We start from the raw sequence: 22,584 nt of genomic DNA on the forward strand, positions 1-22,584 counted from the left end.
TGCCTACAGCCGGCCTCGTCGCCGGCTTTTTTCGTTCGCTGTCCCTGACGCAAAAAACCTCGCTTATCCCTCCAGATTCAACTTGGCTTCCCGCTCATATGAAGCGTTACTAGGGACGCAACAAACTGACCCAAAGGAAATCAAAGATGGAACGATCAACACCCATACCCACCACCCAAAACGTCGCCTGGGGCTTCTTCGGAACGATGAATGAGGAGGCCAATGTCGCTTGGCCTCTGGCCATGACAGCCATTTCAAACGCGACGGGAAAAACGCTTGAATCCATCCGAAACTTTTTGGATAGCCGCTACGGAAGACGCTTTGCGGATGAGCTTCGAGGCAATCAACTAACGGGGCTTACCCTTGAGGCCGCCATTGACACAACCACCCAAAGCTGGATGAAACGCACCATAGGACGAATCACCAGCGTACAGCGCGGCATCCCTTACGGGTTGCCTGAGCTGGTCGGGTATGTTGATTATTGCGAGCCTGTTGAGGCTTAAGCGTCAACCGCCACCCAGCTTTGAGTATGGGTGGCCATTATCGGTTGGATCGAAACCTTTACCACTTGGATTCGCTCCAATCTCATCCACATTCACCCCCAGCACAGACAGCCATTCACGAAGTTTGACGCCGGCTTCTTCCGGCTCTCCATGAACTCCCATGCTCCAACGTGATAGCCAAATTTTAAACCTGTCTAAATCGGTATCACGGCGATTCTTATGCACGATATTACCTTTATGTGGCGGCGACAGATGAGTCAGATCGGTTGAGATAAGCTGGCTATTGGCGCCGAAATACCAGAATTTATTGCTGACCAGCACCGTAAGGCTACGAATATATTCCTCATAATTAGGGCCGATGTGAGCAGGACTTACTTTGTGCTCCAGTTGCCTCTTCCTGTCGAGGATGTGGATATTCTCTGAGGATGTGGCGGGTTTAGGGATAGAGTCAGCAAATCTCTTGTCTTTCAAGTAATCAACCAGAGATAGCGTTTCCCTGACTTGCATGACGTACACGACGTGATTTGGCGTTTTGCTCTGAAAGCCAATCATCCAGTCATCTAATTCTACTGGCTCTCTGATATGGGACATGCAAACAGGCATGACGCAAAAACCATCATAGAGACTTGGTGCGCTCTCACAGTCGTAGCGAACCACATAGCGAAAGATATTCGGTTTCATGACTTCCCCCTCCTGAAAGTCTTGAACGAGATAGTCCAATTAAAGCACATTATCTCAGCCGTCTAACTTGAGATTCTCGCCATACTTAGATCCATCGCTTTCACGGATAGCGCTTTCTCCCGTCCAATCCTGCCAGCGGCGCACGATTACATCCACGTATTTGGGATCAAGTTCGATCAGACGCGCGACGCGTCCGGACTTTTCCGCTGCTATCAATGTGGAGCCTGAACCGCCAAATGGGTCAAGCACCATATCTCCCGGTCGGCTGGAATTGCGGATGGCGCGCTCCACCAGTTCCACCGGCTTCATGGTGGGGTGCAGATCGTTTTTCGCCGGCTTTTTAATTTGCCATACGTCGCCTTGATCGCGATCGCCGCACCAGTGTCGGCGTGCGCCTTCCGGCCAGCCGTACAGAATCGGCTCGTATTGGCGCTGGTAGTCTGAACGTCCCAGCGTGAAGGTGTTCTTGGCCCAGATGATGAACGTCGACCATTTGCCTCCCGCTTCCCGAAACGCCGCCTGCAGGGTGTCCAGCTCGCTGGAGGACATAGCGATGTAGATTGCGCCCCGACAATGTGCAAGGGTTGGGCTCAACGCCGCCAACAAGAAGTCGTAAAAGCCGTCGCCGAGATTGTCGTTTAAGATCGCGCGATTCTTGCCGCGCAGCTTGTCTTTGGCGCTGTTCGCGTAATTCACGTTATAGGGAGGATCGGTAAACACCATATCCGCCTGCTTCCCATCGCTGAATAATTCGGCGTACGCATCCGGTGAGGTTGCGTCGCCACAGAGGACGCGATGTTCACCACACAACCAGACGTCGCCGGATTGGGAGACTACGGCCTCTTCCTCTTCGGGAACCGAGTCGTCGTCAGTTTGACCCACTACCTCGGTTTCCTCCGCCTCCAGCAACGCCGCCAGATCGTCCGCGTCGAATCCGGTCAGGTCCAGGTCGAAACCGTCTTCCTGCAGCGCCTCCAGCTCAACACGCAGTAATTGCTCGTCCCAGCCAGCCTTTAAGGCCAGCTGATTGTCCGCGAGGATATAAGCGCGTTTCTGCGTCGGCGACAAATGCGCGAGCTCGATGATCGGGACGTCCACCATTCCTAGTTTTCTCGCCGCCAGCAAGCGCCCGTGGCCGGCGACAACGCCGTTCTCTCCGTCGACCAGGATAGGGTTGGTCCAGCCAAACTCCGCGATACTGGCGGCGATCTGCGCCACCTGTTCCTCGGAGTGCGTGCGCGCGTTTCTGCAATATGGGATGAGCGCTTCCACTGACCGGTATTGAACAATCAATGGCGGATAGCTTGGGGCGCCAACCGCGGACAAAGAATTCAGATTCTGGGCCTCAAAAAAGAACCCGCCGGCGAATCGCTTCACGGGCGGGTAAAGGGAAGTACGTTGGAATCGGACCTGCGAACCGCAAACCCTGCAAACCTCGTTTTTAGCGCTGACGCTAAACAAACGCGGCGCTCACGCCCCCCGCTTCGACTCATGGCCAGGAAGGACCCATCGGGAGCCCAAAAGGCGCCCAGATAGGCCAAATAATCGCCTGGCGGCTGCCATAGCGGGGAGGTGCGCTCGTGTCACGAGGTAACGCAAATATTACCAAAAAAACCGGCGGATGTTACGCCCCCGAATTGGCGTCAAACCCGCACCAGTACTACGTTTTCCGCAGGAGTTGTTTATAACTAATTAAAACTAATCCTTTCCTCGGGATCGTTAAGTCGAACAGCCACAGCAGACAAGGCCGCCTTCCAGCGACGCCATCCCGTGGTGCGGTCCATACCGAAGTGCGCACAGACCTCTTTCCAGGGACAGCCGTCCGCCCGCATCCACACCAGGTGACGTTGATCCTCGGTCAACCATTTCACCCAACGAAAGGTCTCCAGCATGCGATCAATCGCCGCCGGATCGGGCGGCAATCGCCTCACCACAGGCTCCGCTCCCATGTTCTCCCAGGGCTTGCGTAGAATGGCTGGCCAGCTGTTAGCGTATCCCTGCACCCGGACAGGGGGCAGCCGCTGCGCGGTGATAGCTGCGTCAGTGAAACGGTCAGCCACGTGCTCTAATGTCCATTCAGTCATGCTTAGGTTCTCCTGCGCCGTAGAGGCGCTCTCCAATCCGACACAACAGCTCGCTCTCTATCCAGTTCAACCGGTCATCGTCAGGCGAGATCACCAGGATGCGTTGACTGCGCCACCCCTCGCGCTTGATCTTCTCGGGGTCGGGTCCCTGATCTGGCTGATATTTTCCCAAGGGGCTGCGGTAAATGGGTTTAGGCGTTTTCATATTCCGTCTCCTGTGTGTCCTGCACCCACAGCATGATCGCCAGGGCATCCGCCTCGTTATCATCCGCGGGATTGAATCCCCGTTTCCGTACAGCCGCTATCACATCCTCCTTGCTGGCGTTGCCTTTACCGCTGACGTGACGCTTGATGGTCCCCACAGGCACGCCTTGGTAAGGGATCTCATGGTGCTCGCACCACGCCGTTAGCGTCGCCAGAAAGCCGCCATAGGCATGCGCGGAATCCGTGGAGACATGCCGGCGAACCTCCTCGAAATACAGCGCGTCAATGCCGTCCAGATTCGCTTTCAGCTCGGTCAGCCAACGTTTGAATCTCAAAAAGCGCATACCGCCGCCTTCAAAGCGCTGGGGTTTAAAGTTCATCACGCCACTGACGATGGCGCGATCCTTTCCTTTCGCCGCCCATCCGGTGCGTGTTCCCAGATCCAGCGCCAATACTGATAAGGTCATTTCCATCTCCGTTTGAGAGAGTGGTGACGGATAGTGACTGGCCTACCGAATAACACTATTACGCGTACGCGCGTATAGGGGTAAATCAGAACGATGGTCACCATCCGTCACCAGAGTTAGTCGTAATAGCTATATTGATAAGGTTTGGGGCGTAGCCTCAGGCCTTTAAAACCACGCGTTCCGCCATGCAAACGGCTTTGCATGAAATCCCGCGTTATGAGGGTCTCTGAGAAACGTTTGATGGAACCCACGTATTCGCCTGCGCGCTCGGCCCACTCACGCCAGTCTGCATAAAGCTCGGACGATGCGGTTTTCGCCTGCCCAATACGTTCGCAGCGTTCTTCAATCCACTGTCCAAGGGCGTCCTCCGCCTCAAAATACTCCTCCGTCGCCGCCCGTACGCAATCTGGGGGCTTGAGCCCATCGCGCAGCCACTCCAGACATCCTTCCACTGCCCAAGCGAGAATGCCGCCGCGCTCGGCGAGTAGTTTGTCTGTCAGGCCGCCATCGCGCTTTTCTGGAGGTACGGTCACAGTGAATGGAATCAGATGTAACCGACGCTTCATCGCTTCGTCGACGTTGCGAATGGCAGGCTTGTGATTACCGGCGATCAGCAATTTGAATTGGGGGGCATACTCAAAGAAGTCCTGGCGCATGAAGCGCGCGGAAATCTTGTCGCCACCGGTAATGGCTTTGACCTTGGATTCGTTCCAACGCCGGCCTTGCTCGGTTTCAATGGCCGACACGAATCGTGCTCCGCGCAGGCCCGCCAGATCCGTTGGGTGCCGATCACCGCGCGCTTCCATGAAGGTGTCCATGGGCGCATTGGCGGCGTAATCGCCCAGAATGGCCCCCACCACGTTCACGAACACGCTTTTGCCGTTGGCCCCTGTGCCGTAGAGGAAAAACAACGCATGCGCGCTGGTCGCTCCACTCAGGCAATAGCCGACCACTCTTTGCAAATACTCCTGCAGCTCAGCATCCTGTCCGGTGACGTCCGCCAGAAAGGAGCGCCAAGTCGGGCAATCGCCTTTGGGTGTCGCGGAAGTTGACTTGGTCATGCGGTCCTCGCGTCTATGGCCCCGGATCTGACCCGTTCTCAGCTCGACCACACCACCGGGCGTATTCAACGCCCAGATGTCCGCATCCCACTCCTCAGGGGTGGAGGCATGTGCGGGATCAGAACGCGCGATCTTTTCCACTGCGGCGATTGTCGCAGCGCTTGCGAGTCGGCCCTTACGTTTGTCGCTGTCCGCCTTTTGAGACGCGGCGCGACAAACACCGCGCACAAGATGCTGAACAAACAGCATTTGGTCTGAGTTCCAGCGCATGCCTGACCACACCAACCATTTGCCCCAGAGAGAGCAATACCGCCAGTCCTCGCCATAGCGACGCGTGAAGGCCATGGCCAGGCCGTCCTCGGTGGCCCAGTCGACGTCACTCAGGAGCGTTTCTGAATCCTCCTCGTCGCAGCTGGGTTCTATGGGCATGCGGGGTCCAGCTGAAATAAACCCGACGGCATCAAAGCCTTCCTCCAGAGCGTCCGCTGAATCCCAGCCCTCAGGTTTGTCCTCCGATGGCGTCAGAATGGCGACCGATAGTCCACCCGCCCGCAGAATCGCCTGAGAGGCCTGGTCGGCGTAGGCCCAACCCGGCGCATCCCGATCAGGCCAGATGATCACATGCTTGCCAGTCAGCGGACGCCAGTCGGTTTTGTCCACTGGCGCTTTGGCTCCATTCATCGCCGTGGTGGCGCAGATACCCGCATCGATTAACGCCTGGGCGCATTTCTCGCCTTCCACCAACACCACCCGTTCCGACTGCGCGATGCCGGGTTGGTTGTACAGGGGACGTGGTTCGGGCGGCGTCATCTTGCGACGCTTGGCGTCCCAGGGCCGGAATTCCTTCCTGCGCCCAGGGGGATCGTAGCGATACACCACGCCCAAAAGTTTTCCATTCGCGTCCAGATAATCCCATTTGGCCGTCGCCGGTCCGAGATCATCCATCGGCGGCGACTTGCTTCGCTTGCGGGTGGGCTGGGTGCGAGAACGTCCCAACAACTCGACGGCCAGATCAAGAACCCTGGAAAAGTCTGCGCATGCGTCAACGTGGTAATACCCGGCAATCATGGCGTAGATATCACCGCCGACGCCTTCCGCCCGATCAGTCCAAAGACCCGCTTTTTCGCCTTCCAGGACCACTTCCAAACTTTCGCCAGGACTGCCTAACACGTCACCAATCAAGAACAGATTGCGGCGACGTTTACCCGCCGGATACAGCGTTGTCAGCACCGACTCCAGATTGGCGATCAGCTCAGCGCGAATCGCCTCTCGTTCGGCATGGAGATCCCGGTTTTCAAAGGGGCGTGCTACAGGTTCATTAAAGTCGATCATCCAGTCGCCTCCCCACTGGTCCAGCACCGGTTACGCCATGCGCACATACGACACTCCCAGTGCTCTTCGTCCAAGAACGAGCGAGGCAGCAACTCTCCCGCATCGGTCGCCAGGATGATCTTCACCGCGCGATCGGACATGCGCTGCGCGAGCTCGCCGTTATATGGGACAAGCTCAGCGTAGATTTCCATCGTGTCGGCGTTCAGGGCGGTAAACAGCGCAGGCGCCTCATGCAGCCCCAGATAGGCTTGGTAGATCGCCACCTGAGCCGCATAGACCGGCTTTGACTTGGCAAGACGATGCTTTTCCAGATCACGCCATGACTTGGCGCCAAGGCATTTATGCTCCCACAACGCGGGGTAAACGAATCCCTCCGGCCCACTTACGATAACGCCATCGACATGCCCCTGAAGGCGCTCGTCCACAGCGGAAAATCCAAACTGTTCGCCTACCTCATTGCGGGTGAGAACTGTGAAGCCGGCTTTCTCCAGCCAGTTCAGCATGCAGTCCTCCATGACATGACCACGCTCAAAGATCCGCAGAATTCGGCCTTGAGTTTCGCGCCCCGGATCGACCGGAGCCTGAGCGTATTCAAACTGCAGCGCCCGTTCGCAGGCGACGCCTAACCGCGAGGCGCCCAGGTAGGTCCTTGGCGTTTGCTCATCCCTTACTTTACGCAGCCCGATATCGACCAACGCCGAAATCTGTCCAGAGAAACTTTCGGTTGAGTTGAAATCCATCATGCTGATTTCTCCCAAGGCAGCTCTCCCTCCAAATCGGAAAACAGATGCGTCTTTGGCTCTGACCTCTCGCCAGGCGAACGAACCGGAGCACAGCGTGCGGACTCATGATATTGAGTCATCGCCGCTACATACCCGCTTACAATCGCCTCGACAACCGTCATCGCCTCCGCCTCAGAGTAAGCGCCTAGCGGCTTGTCAAAACCGATGGCGGTCGCCGCGTCGCCGAAGGGTTTCAGACACTCGCGTAACGCGGCTTTCTCAATGTCGGTGACGTTCAGCATGACTTCCTCCTTTGTCCCTTTCAGCCAGTCCGCATACAAAGCGTGAAAGGCTTTCTGACATCGCGCCGAGCAGAACCGCCAGTCGGTGGGATAACGCTTGGATTCGCCCGGCCGATGTCGTGTGTTCAAGTGACCAAACCCTTTGGCCTGGCGAGCGCAGACTCGGCATTTCATGAGATGAATTTCCCTTAGCCGCCCCAGTGACGGCGGCTGTTTGACGTACTTCGAACAACATGAGAAATAACGCTCCTACTGAGCCCAGGCGGGCTTGCCCGCTGCAGATGTCGGTGGTGCGTAAGCCGATGTAGGCGCAGCGGTTGCTGGCGCTCCACCGGAACCTTCTGGCGGAGGCGTTTTCATATGAGGCGTTGATACCCAGGCCGCATACTCCGGATGGTCCGGCTCCACCGCGTTCTTAATCACATTGCGATCGCCGCCTTTGGCGTCTTTTTCAACGTCCACCCGGGCCAGAAACTCCAGCCCATTGAGCTCCCTGAAGCCATGGATGCGACGTGCGGCCGCCGCCTGGGGCGAATTATCGTTTGGGTTGACTCGTCTGGCGCTGTTGAGCGCGGCGCGGATAAAACTCCGTCCCATTTGCGCCCAGGTCGGTCCTTTCGGCGAATACAGACCGATGTTGCTCCACAGTTTTCGCTTGGCGTACTCGCCGCCAGTGACGATGAACTCCGCCGCCAAGTAAACCGCTCCGGTATCGTTTGAGTAGGTGGCGTAGCCGCCGTCCCAGCCTTGATTGGGATCGTCATAACCACCGGGTTGCAGCGACATGCGTACGGGCACAACCGTTCCCCTGGGAATCACATCGAAGGCGGACTGTTGTGGATCGGCATCGTTAAAGTCGTTCCATGCCTGGTTCATAGGGCTTGCTCCTTGGCTTCATTGAGGTGATCGACAGCGGGCGGCTGCGTGTATTCCAGACGCTCCAGAGCCGGTTTCGCGGGCCCTGCGACCTTTTCCATAAGTCGTCCCAGATGCGGTTCCTCCACCGCCTCCAGCCGGCCTGAACGATCCTTGGCGGGGTATCCCCAGGGATTGAGGGTGTGGCAGACGAACGCACGATAGCCGGCTCCGTCATCCGACTTCAGTTCGGCCAAGGTGACGACCTCGTCGACAATGCCTGGCAGTTCCAGCCCTGTTTTTGAGCCGTCGATCTGTAGGGAAAATACGCGGCGGTTGTAATCATCGAGACGTTCATCAAGGATGCCGACGAACCAGACGTTTTTGTCCCGTGTGTGCTGCAGATGGGTGAGCCAGGCAATCATCTCCTGACCCATCAAACCGTATGCGCCACGCGCGTCGGGCTTGCCGGTTCTCTCCGAATGCGCCTGCGGCTGCCCCTTGCACCACTGCATACACAGACGGCCCGCCACGGTAATGGAGTCGACAAACAATGTGTCGTACTTGTCTAAAATGGACGGGTCGCCAAAGCGCTCGCATACCGCCTGAAAGTGGGCTTGGCTGAACGGTTGATCCTCACGAAGCGCCGGATTGGGTCCGCCAATGAACACAGCGAAGTCTCGGCACTCCGGCCAGGTGCGTGGGCGAATGGAATCGCCTTTCCATCCCTCAACAGCGAGATCGCCTGCCTCCAGATCGAAAAACAACGTGCGCTGGGCCTCGAGCGTCCACAGTTGTGACGTCTTGCCGATGCCGCTTTTGCCAATCAACACGCCTTTAACGCCGCGCTTTTCAGCTAACCTTTGATCGGCGGTGATGATGGGAAGGCTCATGAGCGCGCCTCCCTGAGAGACAAACGAATCGACGGCTTGCTTGGTTTACGAATGCGCGCCTGCTCGAAAGAGTGTCTCAAACTCTGCGGCCAGGCGTTGTACTTGTCCTCGCTGACGCAGTAAGTGATATCCAGAAAGTCAGCGGGATCGCAACCCGCTTCAGCGATGCGTTGCGCAATCTTCGTCAGGGCGTCCTGGCGCCATTCCACACGCTCAGATACGCCGGCATGAACGTCCACCGCGCCATCCTCAAAACTCACGGAATCGGCTTCTTTCCACCGACGTAACGCCTTAGCGCGCTGGCCGTATTTGGCCTCCAACGCATAATCAAGGTGGGACACTAACACTTTGGCGGCGGCGAGCATGATTGACGCTTCCGTTCTGAGACGGTAGAGCGTTTCGCCTGAATACTCAGCCAGTTCTTTGGCGGGCGTCCCGATCAGTTCCTCCATCGCATATCGGCTCATGCGGCGTCTCCCTTCTCAAACCGTTCGGAAGTGCTCTTACGCAGGCTCTCCGCCTCGAAGGCCTCCACATCCTCCATGCGGTAAAGCACGCGCCCATGCAGTTTGAGATAGACGGGACCGCAGCCGATGGTGCGCCAACGCTCCAGACAGGCTTCAGAGACGCCCCAGCGATGAGCCAACTCACATTGACTGAAGTGTTTTATTTCCACGATTAGCTCCTTTGGGTTATTGCGGAATCGTGGAGCTATCTTGCAGAACAGGTGGTGGGAAAATCGGGGGAGTCCAGGTAGGAAAACGGGTGGGAAATTTTCAGATCGACGGGAAATATAACGGCAATTATCTGATCCCGAGCCTTTTATCCTCATAATGAACAAGCTATAGGAAGTGACGCGCACGCAATTGAAAAGTATTAGTCCTAAAAGAAACTAGATTTAACTCGACCTTTAGCGACTAAAAATAATGGGAACGCATCGAAATACAATCAGACAGAAGATATAAGAATGGCGTGGCTTCGCATCCGCTAGGCCACTTCGTTTGTTCAATGTCTGTGTGAATAAATGTGTTAGCTATAATAGTCAGCGAAAGAAGGCCTAAATGGGTGTGAACGCGAGCTGTCGATGGGAGGGGATGGTATATATGGATTTGGTTCAGTATAGAAATATTTGTTATTGTGAATGCACCAATGCTCCATTGCCATATGGCTATTCAAGAGGTCTAATGTCATGCTCCCTTGAACACCATTGGAATCAGGTGAAAATCCAATCCTCTGGTAAACCTTTTTAACATGCTCGGACGCTTGAAGCTTTACAATAGGACGGCCAGGAGGGCAAAGATTAAGAAGATACCCAATTAGAATTTTGCTGGCATTTTTAGAGTGTGGATGACCGACCAGGTAATTGATATGAACATGATCGGGAAGGATTTTTGCGCTAACAAGGCCATACAGCTCTCCATCCATTTTATAGCCAAAGAGTCTGTCACCGTCGCCCCAATATTCAGCCATCTGAAAGAGAATTAGCCCTCCAGCCTTTGCTTTCTTAGAAATCTCACCCGTAGTGAATTTTTCAATTGTTTTGGAAAATGATTGTATTGTATTTTGTCTATCTCCTGCTGGAACCTCATAGACAGGGGGGCGACCAATCCATACGTAGTCTCTCATAGTCCTTTCTCCAAAGAGGCGTTTATTTATTAGCTTTGGGTCGTATTTCGTTCCATCCAAATTTTCAACAAGCGTAATTAAAGCGAGAACGGATAGTTTTTCCCGTCACTTATTTCCACTGTATACATGAGCTAGACCTTATAACTCCGCACATAAAACAACAGCCAACCACAGTTCAATGGATATTCGCCTGGGGATAAGAGAAAGCATTTCAGCTCTATCAGGCCCGCCTCAATTAGAGTTCGCAATATTGTTTCTATTGGGCCAATATCATTCTCATTGCCACCTATTCTTATTAAATTTAGTGCTGGCATCGCGACCTTGTATTAACATTCGCCTTAATTAATCAAATGGAACTTTAGAGGTGTTATTTTATGACAGATATTAATGTTCTTACATGGAATCTTCAGGGATTCAAAGGCGGAGAAATTGGTAGCAAAATTAGGTGGCTGCTAAAAGAAAAAAATATCCATATTGCTTGTTTGCAGGAAGTAACCTCAATGGGGGGCTGGGGAAACAAGAACAATGCTAAAACTATAATCCCGTTTGGGGATTACGACATGTATTGGGTTCCATGGACAGGGCCCAAAAATGGGAATGCTCGTTGCTCTATGGCGGTCTTGTGGCATAGAGAATGGGTGGCCCAGCTAAATATAAAATATGTCGATTCGATAGTTGCTAGCTCTCGGGGAATAATTTTTGGTAACTTCTCGGTTGGTCGTAATAAATTCAACTTGGCGAACTATCATGGGTTTGGAGAAGGTCGTATTGTTGAAGTCATAGGTCATATGAGGGTTAATTCTTGTCAGGTCTTACGATGGATGATCTTTGGTGACTTTAACTTCGAAGGGAAGATCGCAGAAGATGGCGTAAGAGAAGTTGAAGAAGTTCAGGTTTTACGCAGTGGGCAAGTGACAAGGCCCGCGAGTGGTAAAGAGTTGGACTATGGGTTTGGCAGCCGTCAAGGGGTCGCAAAGAATTCTGCAGTTGCCCTAGATAATGGAGGACTATCAGATCACCTTCCTGTGATTGCAAGTATTAGCCTGGGACCCACTCTTTTTGGCCATTGATAATGAAGTAGAAAGCTAAAATAATTCTTATTTGTTATCGTAACGCTCTGAAATAACCGGAGCGTTACCTATTGCACTGAAATGCGCCTTAGGCAAAAAGGCTTCGAGTTTTTGTTATTCCAGCACAAAAGGAATAGAACCCCCCCCCATCGCTCCTAATCAAGGTATTCCATAGAGGATGTTGAACCCATTTCCCATCTACCTTGTTACGCATAATCCGATGAAGTTCCTCATTAGTCTCCGCTTCTGCCCGAAGCAAGTCTTTATGCGCGCGTCCACCTTCACGATATAGTGCTTCCATCACCGCCGATTGTTTCTTGGTAAGCGTGTACCACTGCCCATCCCAGCGAACGCGCCGAAAGTCACTAGAAAATCGAAGTCCGATACCGCCTTCACTTTCAGACGCTTCGGAGTACCCTTGAAGAATTGACAGGACGGAGAGTTCGTCCAGCACACAGCAATCGCCAGTTCGGCTCAGAAGCCTATCAAGAGAGACTAACGCTATGTCTTGCGGCATATCTATGCCTGTAGGAAGTTTGCTTGAGGTGCTGACCACAATCGCTGGCGCTCTGGCCGACTCTTTCCTGAGTTCCTTCATGACAGACAACAAGCGCTCTGTTGTATCCAGGCTACGCACAAAATAGAGGTTTACACGATAGTCGCGAATGCGAGCTGCTCCCAAGTGCCACAGCCAGTCATCCAAAAGAGGCGTCACTCGATGATGAGCGCCGATCGAAAAGAAGCTCTGCAGCCAGAGTAGCAATCTATCCACATCAACCGTATATCGATGTATCTCCTCGGCGGGAACGCAGACCCAACCGGCGCTGGAGGAGAAGTAGCGATGCCGCCTGGTCTCCGAGCACCAAGTCAAATCAGCAAATCCCTGATGCCCATGAGTTAGATAGCCCAAGCAGCCCGTTGGCGTTAAGAAAAGCCGATTCACAAGCTCGTATGCGACACTGGGAAACTCTTCAAACAGCAAGCTGCCAGCAATACTAGGCGCAGGACTATTTAGTAGCCGCAAAATGAGCGTCAATGCTTCTAGAGTAATAGAGTCAGTCGTCATCCGTGAATGTCGTTCAATAGCCCCCAGCGTTTTAGGTATTTCTCACCAACAAGCTTCTCTTTGCTTGTTCGTGTAAGCAGGTCGCACCCATTAGGGAGCGTGATATTGATTGGCAGAACATTACTTCGACTACCTTTCTTATCTGGGTGAAAGCGAATAATGATCTTCGCTTGCGTGGGAATAAACGCGCCTGACGCCAGAGGGCAGTGGCCTCCGAAGTATTCGCGCGAATATTCATGCAGATCAAGTACGCTCTGCGCGGGAGATTCCACCTGGATACGCCCGTATCCAGCAAGGTCCTTTAGTTTGAGCATAACCACGTTCACTGACTCAATACCATCTTCGGCATCCCAAGTCAGAGGCGCCCCCGTCATTAGCGGGGTTAGGTCATAGCGTTTTTGTGGCGGTAATTTATTTTCAATGGCAGGCATAAATACAGCAACCTTCACTGGTTAATGTTCAATAGATCCCGTTACCGTTTACTGCGGAATAGGCGATCTATCATCTGCTCAGGCATTTGTTTTTTTGTTGTTGGCACCCAGCCCTCCTTGGGGGTGTTGGACGGAATCGTTCGGTAGGCTGAACGGATTATTCCTAATGGGCTATTTTCTGTCAAGAACAAGAAGATGCGCGTGTAGTTGGCATAGTGATATGATTTATAAATAAAAAAGTAATAAATATAACAAAGGAACGTCTTGTGCCATCAACGCTAGGCCGCAAACTTCGTAAGTTGCGTGAACAACAAAAGCTCAGTCTTGAACAGCTGGCAATGCTGTCCGGTTCCAGTAAAAGCTATCTGTGGAATCTGGAGAATTTCGAATCAAGTAACCCTTCAGTGGAGAAGGTAGACAAGATCGCTACAGCGCTTAAAGTCACCTCGGAATTTTTACTGAATGGCTCCGCCACTACGCCAGATCAAGGCGTTATCGATGAGGCCTTCTTCCGCAAATACAAATCCCTGCGAGAAGCAGATAAAAAGCGAGTCCGGCAAATCGTCGACGCTTGGACGGAAGACAACACAGCTACAGATAACTAGCCTTCAGGCTTGTCTTTTATCCAAATAATGCGAGTCCTTCAACGATAAATTTTTTCGTCGTTTCCGCCATCGCCCCAAGCCACCTGAAGTCGTTCGCAGTAGCCCGCAACTCCCTCATGGCCAGGCTGGCGGCTTGCGCAGATAATTGCCCCTCCATCAAGCAGTTTGACAGTCAGGACCGCCCAGCAATGCCATCAAGCCATTCCCCGTACAGCCCTTGTCAGGCCATTCCTCCCGAGCGCATGAGTGCGGAACAGCGTAGACAGGAAGTCGTACTCATTCTCGCTCACGGGCTTGTTCGCCTTCGCGAGAAGAATTTTCAAAAAGAGAGCAAGGTGGGACTTGCCTTCCAGGGGCGACAGAGCGTTCATCCAACTCCGTTAAAAACTGAGAGAACGGAGGTCGAATGAGCCAAACAGAATTGATATCCACTCCTTCCATCGCAGCTCGAGTGGCTGCTTTGCCCACGCTGCCCATGCCCCAACTCCGGGGGCTCTGGCGCAAGTTGTTCGAGACCGACGCCCCGACGCACGTGCGCACTTACTTAGAGCGCCGCATTGCCTATCGGTTACAGGAGGTGGAGTTTCGCAAAACAAATCCAGAGCTGTTGGAGAACAACCAACGCCGCATCGCTGAGTTGGTGGAGGCCACCGACCCGAACAAGCCTGTCCGCGAAAACCGGCCGCCAGCTGGCACGGTGCTGACACGTGAATATCACGAAGTTGAGCACCATGTGACGGTGCTCGCGGATGGGCAATATGACTATCAGGGCCGCCTGTATCCATCCTTGTCCATGATCGCCCGGGAAATCACGGGCACGCGTTGGTCTGGCCCAGCGTTTTTTGGGCTGAAGTCAGCCTCGAAACCCAAAGGCGCGCGCAAAGGAGGCAAACGATGAACGACGTGGTGAAACGTCGGCTGCGTTGCGCGGTCTACACGCGTAAATCCCATGAGGAGGGCCTTGACCAGGAGTACAACTCGATCGACGCCCAGCGCGAGGCTGGTCACGCCTATATCGCTAGCCAACGAGCGGAGGGGTGGATTTCTGTAGAGGATGATTATGACGATCCCGCTTATTCCGGCGGCAACATGGATCGCCCAGCGCTAACGCGACTGCTTAGGGATATTGAGGCGGGAAAAATCGATGTGGTTGTTCTGTACAAGCTTGATCGACTAACACGCAGCTTGACAGATTTTTCCCGAATGGTGGAAGTCTTTGATCGCCATAACGCCTCCTTTGTTTCCGTCACGCAGCAGTTCAATACGACCACGTCCATGGGGCGTCTAATGCTGAATATCTTACTCTCTTTCGCCCAATTTGAGCGTGAGGTAACGGGCGAACGTATTCGCGACAAAATTGCTGCAAGTAAGCGAAAAGGAATGTGGATGGGCGGTATTCCTCCGCTGGGTTATGACGTCAAGGACAGGCGTCTGGTCCCCAATGAGCGCGAAGCCAAGCTGGTCCATCATATCTTTCGACGATTTGCCGAGCTGGGTTCCAGCACGACACTGGTGAAAGAGTTACGTTTAGAGGGAGCCACTTCCAAGTCCTGGACCACGCAGGATGGCCGGTTTCGTAAAGGCAAACCCATCGACAAGAGCTTGATCTATAAGCTGCTGAACAATCGCACTTACTTGGGTGAGCTACGCCACAAGGATCAATGGCATCAAGCAGAACACCCTCCCATTATCGACCAGGAGCTGTGGGAGCATGTCCAGACGATCCTATCGAAAAACGGTCGTGTGCGCGCCGCCAGCACCCGCGCAAAGGTATCTTATCTGCTGAAAGGCATCGTATTTGGTTATGACGGTCGGGCGCTGTCACCCTGGCACACCACCAAGAAAAACGGCAAACGTTACCGCTATTACATACCACAACGGGACGCAAAAGAAGGCGCTGGCGCGTCCGGCCTACCGCGTCTTCCTGCGGCGGAGCTTGAGGCGGCGGTACTGGAACAGTTACGAGGAATACTGCGCTCGCCCACGTTATTACGAGAGATGACGCCAGTCGCTGCCGGGATTGATCCTGAGCTGGACGAGGCGAAGGTCGCCGTCGGGATGTCACGGTTGGACGAGATCTGGGACCAGTTGTTTCCGGTGGAGCAGTCGCGCATTGTCAGACTGCTGGTGGAAAAAGTAGTGGTTTCGCCCAATGACCTGGAGGTGCGGCTGCGCATGAATGGCATCGAACGAATGGCGCTGGAGTTACAGCCCGCTATCAATTCATCTCACGAGGGAGCCGCCGCATGAGTGGAACGCGTATCCAGAGTACAGGGAAAACCAGCCTGAACACGGATAGTCATGGCGCCGTGACGCTAACGACACCGATCCGTTTCAAGCGCCGCAGTGGGCGCAAGCTGGTGACGCTTCCAGAGGAGAGTAAAGATCCAAGGCCTTGGGATAAGGCGATCACGCCGCTGCAGGTGGCGCTCGCCAGGGCGCATCGATGGTCGGCGCTCATAGCCTCAGGAGAAGCAGAAACTCTACGTGACATCGCCGCCAAGGAAGGGGTGGATAACAGTTACGTCAGCCGCATCCTCAATCTGACATTGTTGCCGCCTGATATCGTGGCGGCCATCCTGGACGACGCATTGCCCAACCACATCACGCTGTTTGATCTGGCGGTTGATCCACCGTTGCTATGGGAAGAGCAGAGAGAAAGAGTTCAAACAAGTATGTCGAAGAATTGCTGTACGGCAGGAGATCTAAGTGAGCGCTCACCTTTCTAATAACGCACTGATTAAGTTGCAATCCACTGATGATTGAGCGTTCATAGGCTACCTCTAATCGCCGGCGCTGAGTGCGGCAACACCCAACGCCGACTAACCAAAACCAACTTACGAGGAGTTGATCATGGCTGACGTCGAGTCTACTACGGCCACGCTTCATTTGAACAGGCGCACCGGGGAATTTACCCTATCCGTGCCCCTGGATTCGGACATCGTTTTAAAGGCCGCCAAACGCGCGCTGGCGCAGCGGTTTAAACGTCATTCCTGCAATATGGATGACCCAGGTAAAGTGAAAGAATATCTGATGATGCATCTAGCGCCGGAGCCACGCGAAACGTTCGTGGGACTTTTCTTGGATACTCAGAACCGATTGATCGCCTACGAAGTGCTATTCCGTGGCGCGATCGACGAGGCCCATATTTATCCTCGCGAAGTGGTGAAAGCGGCCTTACGCCATAACGCTGCGAAAGTCATCGTCGCTCACAACCATCCCTCCGGCGATCCCAAACCTAGCGTTAACGACCAGCTCATTACCTACCGTTTGCTACAGGCGCTTATGCTCGTTGAAATTCCACTGATTGACCACTTTGTGGTGGGCGGAGATCAGGTGGTAAGCATGGCGGCTCAGGGTATTTTCGGGAAACGGCCACGGAAGCTGCCTGAGCCAACAATGTAAAAATCTTACAACGACGGGAATAGACAAGTCCCGTCGTTTCACTCGCTATCCTTCCCAATAGGCTAAAGTCACCAGCCTCGGGACTTCATCCTCTTTAGCTGATACTCCATTGACGATTGGCTTATCAGTCGAGTGACTTCCTTTAAGCTCAATCCACGATAAGCTTTAGTCTCTTTATGAGAGGTTTCGCTACTCATCAAGGGAGCTTCAAAATCAGCTCTGCTCGCAGTGTTAGCTAAGTGTCCAGAAAGGCATTGTTGAGTCGCTTCTTGAGCGAATGTATGAGAGGGCTTCTGACTACGCGAATCCATGTGTACCAACCATCCTTGAAATACAAGATAAAACAAGTAGCAATGCTGCTTGATTGCTAAGCATGCCGTCAAGCTAGTAGTACCAGCTAGATCTGAAGGTCTAATCGAATTAGACTATACCTCCACAATTGCTAAGCTAGTAAAATTTACTTGCATTGTAATTTATTGTAACAAAAGTAAAGGCAGACTACACAATCATTGCGTGCAGGGAAATGGAGCTGTGAGGCAAATAAGAGCGCTCCTTTACGAGTACACTGCAAAGTAGTCCCTACCGAACTGGAAGGCATTTTTCAGTAATGCAAAGGAAGTCATCAGGCATGAACGCTCTAACCACATCTGAACCTGCTACTGCATCTGATAAACAAGGTACACAAACTAACGGCTTATTAATTGGCTGGGTTGTCGCAATTGATAGTCACGGAATGCCTATGGTTGCATGGAATGAAGAAACCAAACAGTCACCTCAGCCTGCGTTAGCAACCATTCCCGTGAGTGAGCAAGATAGAGGTCGCCAGATAGCCTTATCTTTCGCTCAAAATGCCAACAGCCAACCCATTATTATCGGCTTCCTGTTTAGTCAACTGGATAACGCCATTGCCTACACTCAAACGTCGTCACCAGAGATAGACATTACTTCTCCTTCCCCGACCAAGGTTCGCGTTAACGATAAAAACCTGGATATCCAGGCTGACAAATCGATCACCATACGTTGCGGCAAAGCGAGGATCACGTTAACTGCTGACGGGAAAATACTGTTGCAAGGGGAGCAAGTATTAAGTCGAGCAAGAGGAGCTCACCGTATTCGCGGGGGAAGCATTCAGCTCAACTAATTCTCATTGTCGTGTACCAGGATAAGGCGGTTTAGGACCATGCTCCGACTATTCAATCAAACGCCCATGAAGGCTCAGTTGGATGTGGCCAGGGACGAGACAGGACGCGATGTAATTTTACTCGTGGCAAAAGCATCTTTTACTTTGGATGAGCATCCGCGCTTTCATGAGAAGCAGGCTCCCATCTTAGTTCAAAACGAGTTTTGGGATGAGCCCGAGACTTCTAGTCTTAAGTATCCAGCAGATAACCATCTGCCGCAGCCGGGAATGAATTGCATACTTATCGGCTCAGCATGGTCGCCTCAGAATAGACCGACCACGCAACTGCAAGTATGTGTAGAGGTCGGCGAAATGCAGCAGCATTTAACAATATTCGGAGATCGAGTCTGGACGGAAAGCGGTCCCAGCTCGCCTGCACATTTCGAAACCATGCCTTTAACCTACGAAAATGCATTCGGAGGTAGTCACCGCTTATCGCAAAATAGCGATCCAGGACAGAACTCCATCTTGTTTCATCTCGGTAATCCGTTAGGAAAAGGGTTTCGAGGTAAACGCACGGATAAGGAAATGGTTGGGCAGCCTTTGCCAAATATTGAGGCTCCTCATTCGTTGATTAAAGCTTTAAAGGATACGCCTGAACCAGTTGGTGTCGCAGCTATATCACCAACCTGGGAGCCGAGAGTAAAACTCGCGGGAACTTATGATGAGAGCTGGAGCCAAACACGAGCACCTTTTCTACCCGAGGACTTTGACTCTCGTTTCTTCGTTTGTGGGCCGCAATCGCTATATCGTCATGATCAGTTTTACCACGGCGATGAAGCTATACATCTTAAGCATGTTCATCCAGAACGCCCCACTATTCACTCTAAGGTTCCCCATTGCGCAGTTACTGCAATGATTGAGTTTGCGGGCGCAAGGCATGTAGTTGAGCTGAGAAATGAGACCCTAATTCTTGAGCCTGAGTTTAACCGTCAGCAAATAGTGATGCGCGGCGTTTTCCCCTGCGAACGAAAAGTGTTGTCGGTTAAGTCAGTAATATTGAGGCTAGGCAGGTAATCAAAGTGACCGTCCATATAGCATCATTGAAAGCGAAGCATTTTTTATGAATAAAGTGGCAATACTTTCATCCGGTGTGGTGTCTTCACTTGCTTTGGATGTCCCGGTTATGTCGGCGGCGGTACAAGCAGGAATTAGTACCCTCAAAACTTACGATTATATCGCCTCAACTGGTGAGCCATACCGGATGTCTATACTGCCAGACGAATGCTTACCTGAGCTACAAGATGGCATAACTAACCAAACGAGCTATCGCTACCGGAGAATGCTGCAACTACTGGCTGTGGCATTAGAGCAACTCAAGATCAGTGAGAAAGTTACAAGCCCCACTCCATGCTTTATCAATCTGCCGGAGAAACTGAGCTTACGTAAAACGGTAGCGCCGCAGACACTTCAAGAGATAAACCGGCTGACAGGCCTTTCCATCGACTGGTTACACAGTCGTGTTTATCACCAGGGCCGCGCAGGTGGATATTCAGCACTCGCGGACGCATATCGTTTAGTTAGTGAGGGTGTCGTTAAAACAGCACTCGTTGCTGGCGTAGATAGCTGCCGATGTTTAAAAACGCTAGGAACATGGGAAAGCGAAGGCCGCTTGCTACTGTCACATGTCGGGGATGGATTTTTACCTGGAGAGGGCGCCGGCTGCCTATTGCTAAGCGCCGCTGATGAAAACTCTAAGGTAATATTAGATCCGCCAGGCGTCAGCCAAGAAGAAGCACACTATTACAGTGACCAGGTTTGTCGGGGAGACGGTTTAACTGCTGCAATGCTTGCTGCCTGTGACCAATTAAACAGTCCTGTCCAGCAGATCATTTGTGGTCTCAATGGTGAGCATTCGCCGACAAAAGAATGGGGCGTTGCAGTGAGCAGGCTTGGGGACAAGCTCGATGACAACGCAAGCATCATGCACCCAGCAGACTGTTACGGCGACATTGGAGCTGCTACGGCTCCCGTCCTTGTGGCGCTTAGCGCATACATGTTAGAGCAAGGCGATGTTGAAGGTCCTGTGTTGACATGGAGCGCTTCGGACTATGAAACCCGGGGAGCAGTTGCGCTCTCAATCCCAAAATCAGTTTCTTAACTTAGAAGCATGTAGAGGTAAAAGTCTATGGAACTTGGTGAGCCTATTACCGAACCGGAAATTGCGTCCGAAAATCATGATGAGTCTTGCTATTTCTGTAAGCAAGAGCCCCAGTTAACTACGGAAGAGAACATACTTGTCGACGATATTGATGAAGACAAAGAGTCTATGGAAGACTCACTTGGTGAATACAAATTTAAAAATGATGCGGGGAAATTAGGAAAGGCATTAGGAGGTAAACCTAATGCACGCAAAGTGACTCTAAATGGGCACACTCTAGATGCCGCTGTTGCAGCTCATCATCTCATACCCGGCAATGCTTCACTTAAAAAAAGCAGAAGCTTAATGAGATACCTCCATATTGACGGAAAGGCGGAAGGGAATATCGGCTATAACATCAACTCATTACCAAACGGTGTATGGTCGCCAGGAAATTATGGAGTTAGGCCATGGGGAACAGATGGGGCAAGTTTTCAAAAGGATACGGGTGTCGAGCCAAAAGATTTTGCTTTTTCAGCGATTGAAGCTTGGAGTTGCCAATTTCACGATGCCCATGAGGATTATAGCGATTTTGTTAAAGGCGTATTGGATAAAATTGCCGATAAGCTTCGCGCCCAAGAGACCATTTGGTGCCCAAAGCAAAAACACAAAGAGGCAGAGAAAACTCAGATTTTCGCATTGGTAAACCGTTTAAATACAGTATCAAGAAGAATGAAAAAACTACTTGTTTTCCCTACTCGAAACTGGCGTAGTAATATTTTTACCTCTCGTTTTTCCATAATGTATATGAATGAGAAAGAGCATCACGATTAATCAAGGAGATTGCAGTGTATTTTGTATTTGACCGCGACTGCGTAGGTAGACGCTTAGAAGAGCCAGATGGCGACATTCTCGACATAGACTGGTACTACTGGAGAATCGGGGCTGTATTACCGTCCCCCCCCCCTAATCCATTGAAATTTACTTTAAAGCGGTTAAATCCCAATGCGTGGGACCACTCTCCTTATATGCCCTCTTATTTTAGAGCGGCTGCGCCTATATTTAGTGATGAATTAATAGCTGCCTTGGAAGAGTGTGGTGTGGATAATCTTGACACATATAATTTAGACCTATTTGATCCAGATAATGGGCAAACCTATACGAACTATAAAGTCGTTAATATCATAGGGCTTATAGCTGCCGCTGACATGCAAAAGTCAGATGCCACTATTCACGACTCAGGCAGTCCACCTCTTTATGATGTAGATTTCGATAGCTTAGTTATCGATCCAGCAAAAGCTGGTGGGCACTACTTTTTCCGGCTAGCTGAGTCAACTAACGCTCTTATCGTTCACGAAAAGGTTAAGCAGCACTTACTGGCTAAAGGCTTTACCGATCTCGCATTCTATGAGCCGAGTAAGGTCGCGCTATAAAAACGCTGAGCATATGGTGTTGAAAGATGTATTACGCCTTCGACCGTGACTGCATCGGTAGATGGATACAGAAGAGGAGAGGAGACATTCCTGAAGTAGACTGGTTCTACTGGAGAATAGGAATGGCGCTCACTGTGCCTCCCCCTAATCCATTGAAGTTTACGCTCAGGCCATACAACCCCCACTCAGAAGATGATTCACATCATATGCCTTCTTTTTTGAATGCAGCCGCTCCGATTTTCAGTGATGAGCTGATTCGCGCACTGCGAGAGTGTGGGGTTGATAGCCTTGATGTTTACGATCTTGAGCTAACTGACCCCGACAGCGACCAAGTCTATACACACTACAAAGTGGTGAATATTGTTAGCTTGGTCTCTGCCGCGGATATGAAAAGATCTATTGTTTCGGCGCATGACCTTACCAATTCGGCTTTGTATGACGTGGACTTTGACCGCTTGGTTGTTGACCCGGGAAAAACCAATGGGCACAACTTTTTCCGCCTGGAGGAATCCACCAACATGCTGATCGCGCATGAAAGTGTGAAACAACAACTACAAGCCAAGGGTTTTACCGATTTGGCTTTT

28 protein-coding genes are annotated in these 22,584 nt (G+C 52.1%); 13 read left to right on the forward strand and 15 right to left on the reverse strand.

The annotated features are described in order from the left end of the window. The first annotated feature begins 146 nt into the window (after positions 1-146). On the forward strand, positions 147-503 hold the full coding sequence (locus tag ONV78_RS31125) for a hypothetical protein (RefSeq protein ID WP_279508494.1): 357 nt from the start codon (positions 147-149) through the stop codon (positions 501-503). A gap of 3 nt (positions 504-506) precedes the next feature. Here ONV78_RS31125 and ONV78_RS31130 read toward each other — a convergent pair whose 3' ends face one another. From ONV78_RS31130 to ONV78_RS31190, 13 genes are all read right to left on the reverse strand, one after another. Next, entirely contained in the window at positions 507-1,184 is a 678-nt protein-coding gene (locus ONV78_RS31130) for a hypothetical protein (protein WP_279508495.1), read from the reverse strand. A gap of 54 nt (positions 1,185-1,238) precedes the next feature. Next, a complete protein-coding gene (locus ONV78_RS31135; protein ID WP_279508496.1) occupies positions 1,239-2,510 on the reverse strand; it encodes a site-specific DNA-methyltransferase in 1,272 nt (423 codons plus the stop codon). 362 nt (positions 2,511-2,872) lie between these two features. Further along, complete coding sequence (locus ONV78_RS31140) at positions 2,873-3,268, reverse strand: DUF6362 family protein (protein ID WP_216740571.1); 396 nt, start codon at positions 3,266-3,268, stop codon at positions 2,873-2,875. Then, complete coding sequence (locus ONV78_RS31145; RefSeq protein WP_216740572.1) at positions 3,261-3,473, reverse strand: hypothetical protein; 213 nt, start codon at positions 3,471-3,473, stop codon at positions 3,261-3,263. The genes ONV78_RS31140 and ONV78_RS31145 overlap by 8 nt, the downstream gene beginning before the upstream one ends. Next, positions 3,460-3,939, reverse strand: a complete 480-nt coding sequence (locus ONV78_RS31150) for a hypothetical protein (RefSeq protein ID WP_279508497.1) — start codon at positions 3,937-3,939, stop codon at positions 3,460-3,462. The genes ONV78_RS31145 and ONV78_RS31150 overlap by 14 nt, the downstream gene beginning before the upstream one ends. A 116-nt stretch (positions 3,940-4,055) precedes the next feature. Beyond that, on the reverse strand, positions 4,056-6,332 hold the full coding sequence (locus tag ONV78_RS31155; protein ID WP_279508499.1) for a phage/plasmid primase, P4 family: 2,277 nt from the start codon (positions 6,330-6,332) through the stop codon (positions 4,056-4,058). After that, positions 6,329-7,075, reverse strand: a complete 747-nt coding sequence (locus ONV78_RS31160) for a hypothetical protein (protein WP_279508500.1) — start codon at positions 7,073-7,075, stop codon at positions 6,329-6,331. Before ONV78_RS31160 ends, ONV78_RS31155 begins: the two co-directional genes overlap by 4 nt. Beyond that, positions 7,072-7,530, reverse strand: coding sequence for a DUF6511 domain-containing protein (locus ONV78_RS31165; RefSeq protein ID WP_279508501.1), 459 nt, complete (start codon positions 7,528-7,530; stop codon positions 7,072-7,074). Before ONV78_RS31165 ends, ONV78_RS31160 begins: the two co-directional genes overlap by 4 nt. A gap of 75 nt (positions 7,531-7,605) precedes the next feature. Continuing rightward, complete coding sequence (locus ONV78_RS31170; protein ID WP_279508502.1) at positions 7,606-8,232, reverse strand: hypothetical protein; 627 nt, start codon at positions 8,230-8,232, stop codon at positions 7,606-7,608. Next, positions 8,229-9,104, reverse strand: coding sequence for an ATP-binding protein (locus ONV78_RS31175; protein ID WP_279508503.1), 876 nt, complete (start codon positions 9,102-9,104; stop codon positions 8,229-8,231). Before ONV78_RS31175 ends, ONV78_RS31170 begins: the two co-directional genes overlap by 4 nt. Then, on the reverse strand, positions 9,101-9,571 hold the full coding sequence (locus ONV78_RS31180) for a hypothetical protein (RefSeq protein ID WP_279508505.1): 471 nt from the start codon (positions 9,569-9,571) through the stop codon (positions 9,101-9,103). Before ONV78_RS31180 ends, ONV78_RS31175 begins: the two co-directional genes overlap by 4 nt. Further along, on the reverse strand, positions 9,568-9,780 hold the full coding sequence (locus ONV78_RS31185) for a DNA-binding protein (RefSeq protein ID WP_279508506.1): 213 nt from the start codon (positions 9,778-9,780) through the stop codon (positions 9,568-9,570). The genes ONV78_RS31180 and ONV78_RS31185 overlap by 4 nt, the downstream gene beginning before the upstream one ends. Before the next feature lie 353 nt (positions 9,781-10,133). Then, positions 10,134-10,730: a GNAT family N-acetyltransferase gene (locus ONV78_RS31190; RefSeq protein ID WP_279508508.1), complete on the reverse strand. Its 597-nt coding sequence runs from the start codon at positions 10,728-10,730 to the stop codon at positions 10,134-10,136. A 374-nt stretch (positions 10,731-11,104) separates the two neighbouring features. Here ONV78_RS31190 and ONV78_RS31195 point away from each other — a divergent pair, with 374 nt between their 5' ends. Next, positions 11,105-11,800 carry an endonuclease/exonuclease/phosphatase family protein gene (locus ONV78_RS31195; RefSeq protein ID WP_279508509.1) on the forward strand — a complete coding sequence of 232 codons (696 nt, stop codon included), beginning with the start codon at positions 11,105-11,107 and terminating at the stop codon, positions 11,798-11,800. An 88-nt stretch (positions 11,801-11,888) separates the two neighbouring features. Here the strand turns inward: ONV78_RS31195 and ONV78_RS31200 are convergent, their stop codons facing one another. After that, positions 11,889-12,866 (reverse strand): hypothetical protein, encoded by a 978-nt coding sequence (locus ONV78_RS31200; RefSeq protein ID WP_279508510.1) that lies wholly within the window; start codon positions 12,864-12,866, stop codon positions 11,889-11,891. Beyond that, positions 12,863-13,297 carry a hypothetical protein gene (locus ONV78_RS31205; RefSeq protein ID WP_279508511.1) on the reverse strand — a complete coding sequence of 145 codons (435 nt, stop codon included), beginning with the start codon at positions 13,295-13,297 and terminating at the stop codon, positions 12,863-12,865. Before ONV78_RS31205 ends, ONV78_RS31200 begins: the two co-directional genes overlap by 4 nt. A gap of 266 nt (positions 13,298-13,563) precedes the next feature. Between ONV78_RS31205 and ONV78_RS31210 the strand changes: the two genes are divergently transcribed. The 11 genes from ONV78_RS31210 to ONV78_RS31260 form a co-directional block, all read left to right on the forward strand. After that, the gene (locus ONV78_RS31210) at positions 13,564-13,902 is read left to right on the forward strand and encodes a helix-turn-helix transcriptional regulator (protein WP_216740493.1); all 339 of its coding nucleotides are present in this window, start codon (positions 13,564-13,566) and stop codon (positions 13,900-13,902) included. Positions 13,903-14,308: 406 nt separating this feature from the next. Continuing rightward, complete coding sequence (locus ONV78_RS31215) at positions 14,309-14,800, forward strand: DUF2924 domain-containing protein (RefSeq protein WP_279508512.1); 492 nt, start codon at positions 14,309-14,311, stop codon at positions 14,798-14,800. Then, on the forward strand, positions 14,797-16,152 hold the full coding sequence (locus ONV78_RS31220; RefSeq protein ID WP_279508513.1) for a recombinase family protein: 1,356 nt from the start codon (positions 14,797-14,799) through the stop codon (positions 16,150-16,152). Before ONV78_RS31215 ends, ONV78_RS31220 begins: the two co-directional genes overlap by 4 nt. Continuing rightward, the gene (locus ONV78_RS31225; RefSeq protein ID WP_279508515.1) at positions 16,149-16,631 is read left to right on the forward strand and encodes a LacI family transcriptional regulator; all 483 of its coding nucleotides are present in this window, start codon (positions 16,149-16,151) and stop codon (positions 16,629-16,631) included. Before ONV78_RS31220 ends, ONV78_RS31225 begins: the two co-directional genes overlap by 4 nt. A 124-nt stretch (positions 16,632-16,755) precedes the next feature. Then, complete coding sequence (radC, locus tag ONV78_RS31230) at positions 16,756-17,307, forward strand: DNA repair protein RadC (RefSeq protein WP_279508517.1); 552 nt, start codon at positions 16,756-16,758, stop codon at positions 17,305-17,307. Between the two features lie 628 nt (positions 17,308-17,935). Then, positions 17,936-18,448: a DUF6484 domain-containing protein gene (locus tag ONV78_RS31235; protein ID WP_279508518.1), complete on the forward strand. Its 513-nt coding sequence runs from the start codon at positions 17,936-17,938 to the stop codon at positions 18,446-18,448. A 39-nt stretch (positions 18,449-18,487) separates the two neighbouring features. Beyond that, entirely contained in the window at positions 18,488-19,504 is a 1,017-nt protein-coding gene (locus ONV78_RS31240; protein ID WP_279508520.1) for a DUF2169 domain-containing protein, read from the forward strand. A 46-nt stretch (positions 19,505-19,550) separates the two neighbouring features. After that, on the forward strand, positions 19,551-20,588 hold the full coding sequence (locus tag ONV78_RS31245) for a 3-oxoacyl-ACP synthase (protein ID WP_279508522.1): 1,038 nt from the start codon (positions 19,551-19,553) through the stop codon (positions 20,586-20,588). 27 nt (positions 20,589-20,615) lie between these two features. Continuing rightward, positions 20,616-21,401, forward strand: coding sequence for an AHH domain-containing protein (locus ONV78_RS31250; protein ID WP_279508523.1), 786 nt, complete (start codon positions 20,616-20,618; stop codon positions 21,399-21,401). A gap of 14 nt (positions 21,402-21,415) precedes the next feature. Next, positions 21,416-22,000, forward strand: a complete 585-nt coding sequence (locus tag ONV78_RS31255; RefSeq protein ID WP_279508524.1) for a DUF1629 domain-containing protein — start codon at positions 21,416-21,418, stop codon at positions 21,998-22,000. Positions 22,001-22,122: 122 nt separating this feature from the next. Next, on the forward strand, positions 22,123-22,584 hold a 462-nt coding region (locus ONV78_RS31260), incomplete at its 3' end, for a DUF1629 domain-containing protein (RefSeq protein WP_279508525.1).

Source organism: Hahella sp. CR1, assembly GCF_029813005.1.
Classification (GTDB): domain Bacteria; phylum Pseudomonadota; class Gammaproteobacteria; order Pseudomonadales; family Oleiphilaceae; genus Hahella.

Coding starts and splice junctions, on each gene's coding strand:
- ONV78_RS31125 (WP_279508494.1), top strand. CDS start 147: ATGGAACGATCAACACCCATACCCACCACCCAAAACGTCGCCTGGGGC.
- ONV78_RS31130 (WP_279508495.1), bottom strand. CDS start 1,184: ATGAAACCGAATATCTTTCGCTATGTGGTTCGCTACGACTGTGAGAGC.
- ONV78_RS31140 (WP_216740571.1), bottom strand. CDS start 3,268: ATGACTGAATGGACATTAGAGCACGTGGCTGACCGTTTCACTGACGCA.
- ONV78_RS31145 (WP_216740572.1), bottom strand. CDS start 3,473: ATGAAAACGCCTAAACCCATTTACCGCAGCCCCTTGGGAAAATATCAG.
- ONV78_RS31150 (WP_279508497.1), bottom strand. CDS start 3,939: ATGACCTTATCAGTATTGGCGCTGGATCTGGGAACACGCACCGGATGG.
- ONV78_RS31155 (WP_279508499.1), bottom strand. CDS start 6,332: ATGATCGACTTTAATGAACCTGTAGCACGCCCCTTTGAAAACCGGGAT.
- ONV78_RS31160 (WP_279508500.1), bottom strand. CDS start 7,075: ATGATGGATTTCAACTCAACCGAAAGTTTCTCTGGACAGATTTCGGCG.
- ONV78_RS31165 (WP_279508501.1), bottom strand. CDS start 7,530: ATGAAATGCCGAGTCTGCGCTCGCCAGGCCAAAGGGTTTGGTCACTTG.
- ONV78_RS31170 (WP_279508502.1), bottom strand. CDS start 8,232: ATGAACCAGGCATGGAACGACTTTAACGATGCCGATCCACAACAGTCC.
- ONV78_RS31175 (WP_279508503.1), bottom strand. CDS start 9,104: ATGAGCCTTCCCATCATCACCGCCGATCAAAGGTTAGCTGAAAAGCGC.
- ONV78_RS31180 (WP_279508505.1), bottom strand. CDS start 9,571: ATGAGCCGATATGCGATGGAGGAACTGATCGGGACGCCCGCCAAAGAA.
- ONV78_RS31190 (WP_279508508.1), bottom strand. CDS start 10,730: ATGAGAGACTACGTATGGATTGGTCGCCCCCCTGTCTATGAGGTTCCA.
- ONV78_RS31195 (WP_279508509.1), top strand. CDS start 11,105: ATGACAGATATTAATGTTCTTACATGGAATCTTCAGGGATTCAAAGGC.
- ONV78_RS31200 (WP_279508510.1), bottom strand. CDS start 12,866: ATGACGACTGACTCTATTACTCTAGAAGCATTGACGCTCATTTTGCGG.
- ONV78_RS31205 (WP_279508511.1), bottom strand. CDS start 13,297: ATGCCTGCCATTGAAAATAAATTACCGCCACAAAAACGCTATGACCTA.
- ONV78_RS31215 (WP_279508512.1), top strand. CDS start 14,309: ATGAGCCAAACAGAATTGATATCCACTCCTTCCATCGCAGCTCGAGTG.
- ONV78_RS31220 (WP_279508513.1), top strand. CDS start 14,797: ATGAACGACGTGGTGAAACGTCGGCTGCGTTGCGCGGTCTACACGCGT.
- ONV78_RS31225 (WP_279508515.1), top strand. CDS start 16,149: ATGAGTGGAACGCGTATCCAGAGTACAGGGAAAACCAGCCTGAACACG.
- radC (WP_279508517.1), top strand. CDS start 16,756: ATGGCTGACGTCGAGTCTACTACGGCCACGCTTCATTTGAACAGGCGC.
- ONV78_RS31235 (WP_279508518.1), top strand. CDS start 17,936: ATGAACGCTCTAACCACATCTGAACCTGCTACTGCATCTGATAAACAA.
- ONV78_RS31240 (WP_279508520.1), top strand. CDS start 18,488: ATGCTCCGACTATTCAATCAAACGCCCATGAAGGCTCAGTTGGATGTG.
- ONV78_RS31245 (WP_279508522.1), top strand. CDS start 19,551: ATGAATAAAGTGGCAATACTTTCATCCGGTGTGGTGTCTTCACTTGCT.
- ONV78_RS31250 (WP_279508523.1), top strand. CDS start 20,616: ATGGAACTTGGTGAGCCTATTACCGAACCGGAAATTGCGTCCGAAAAT.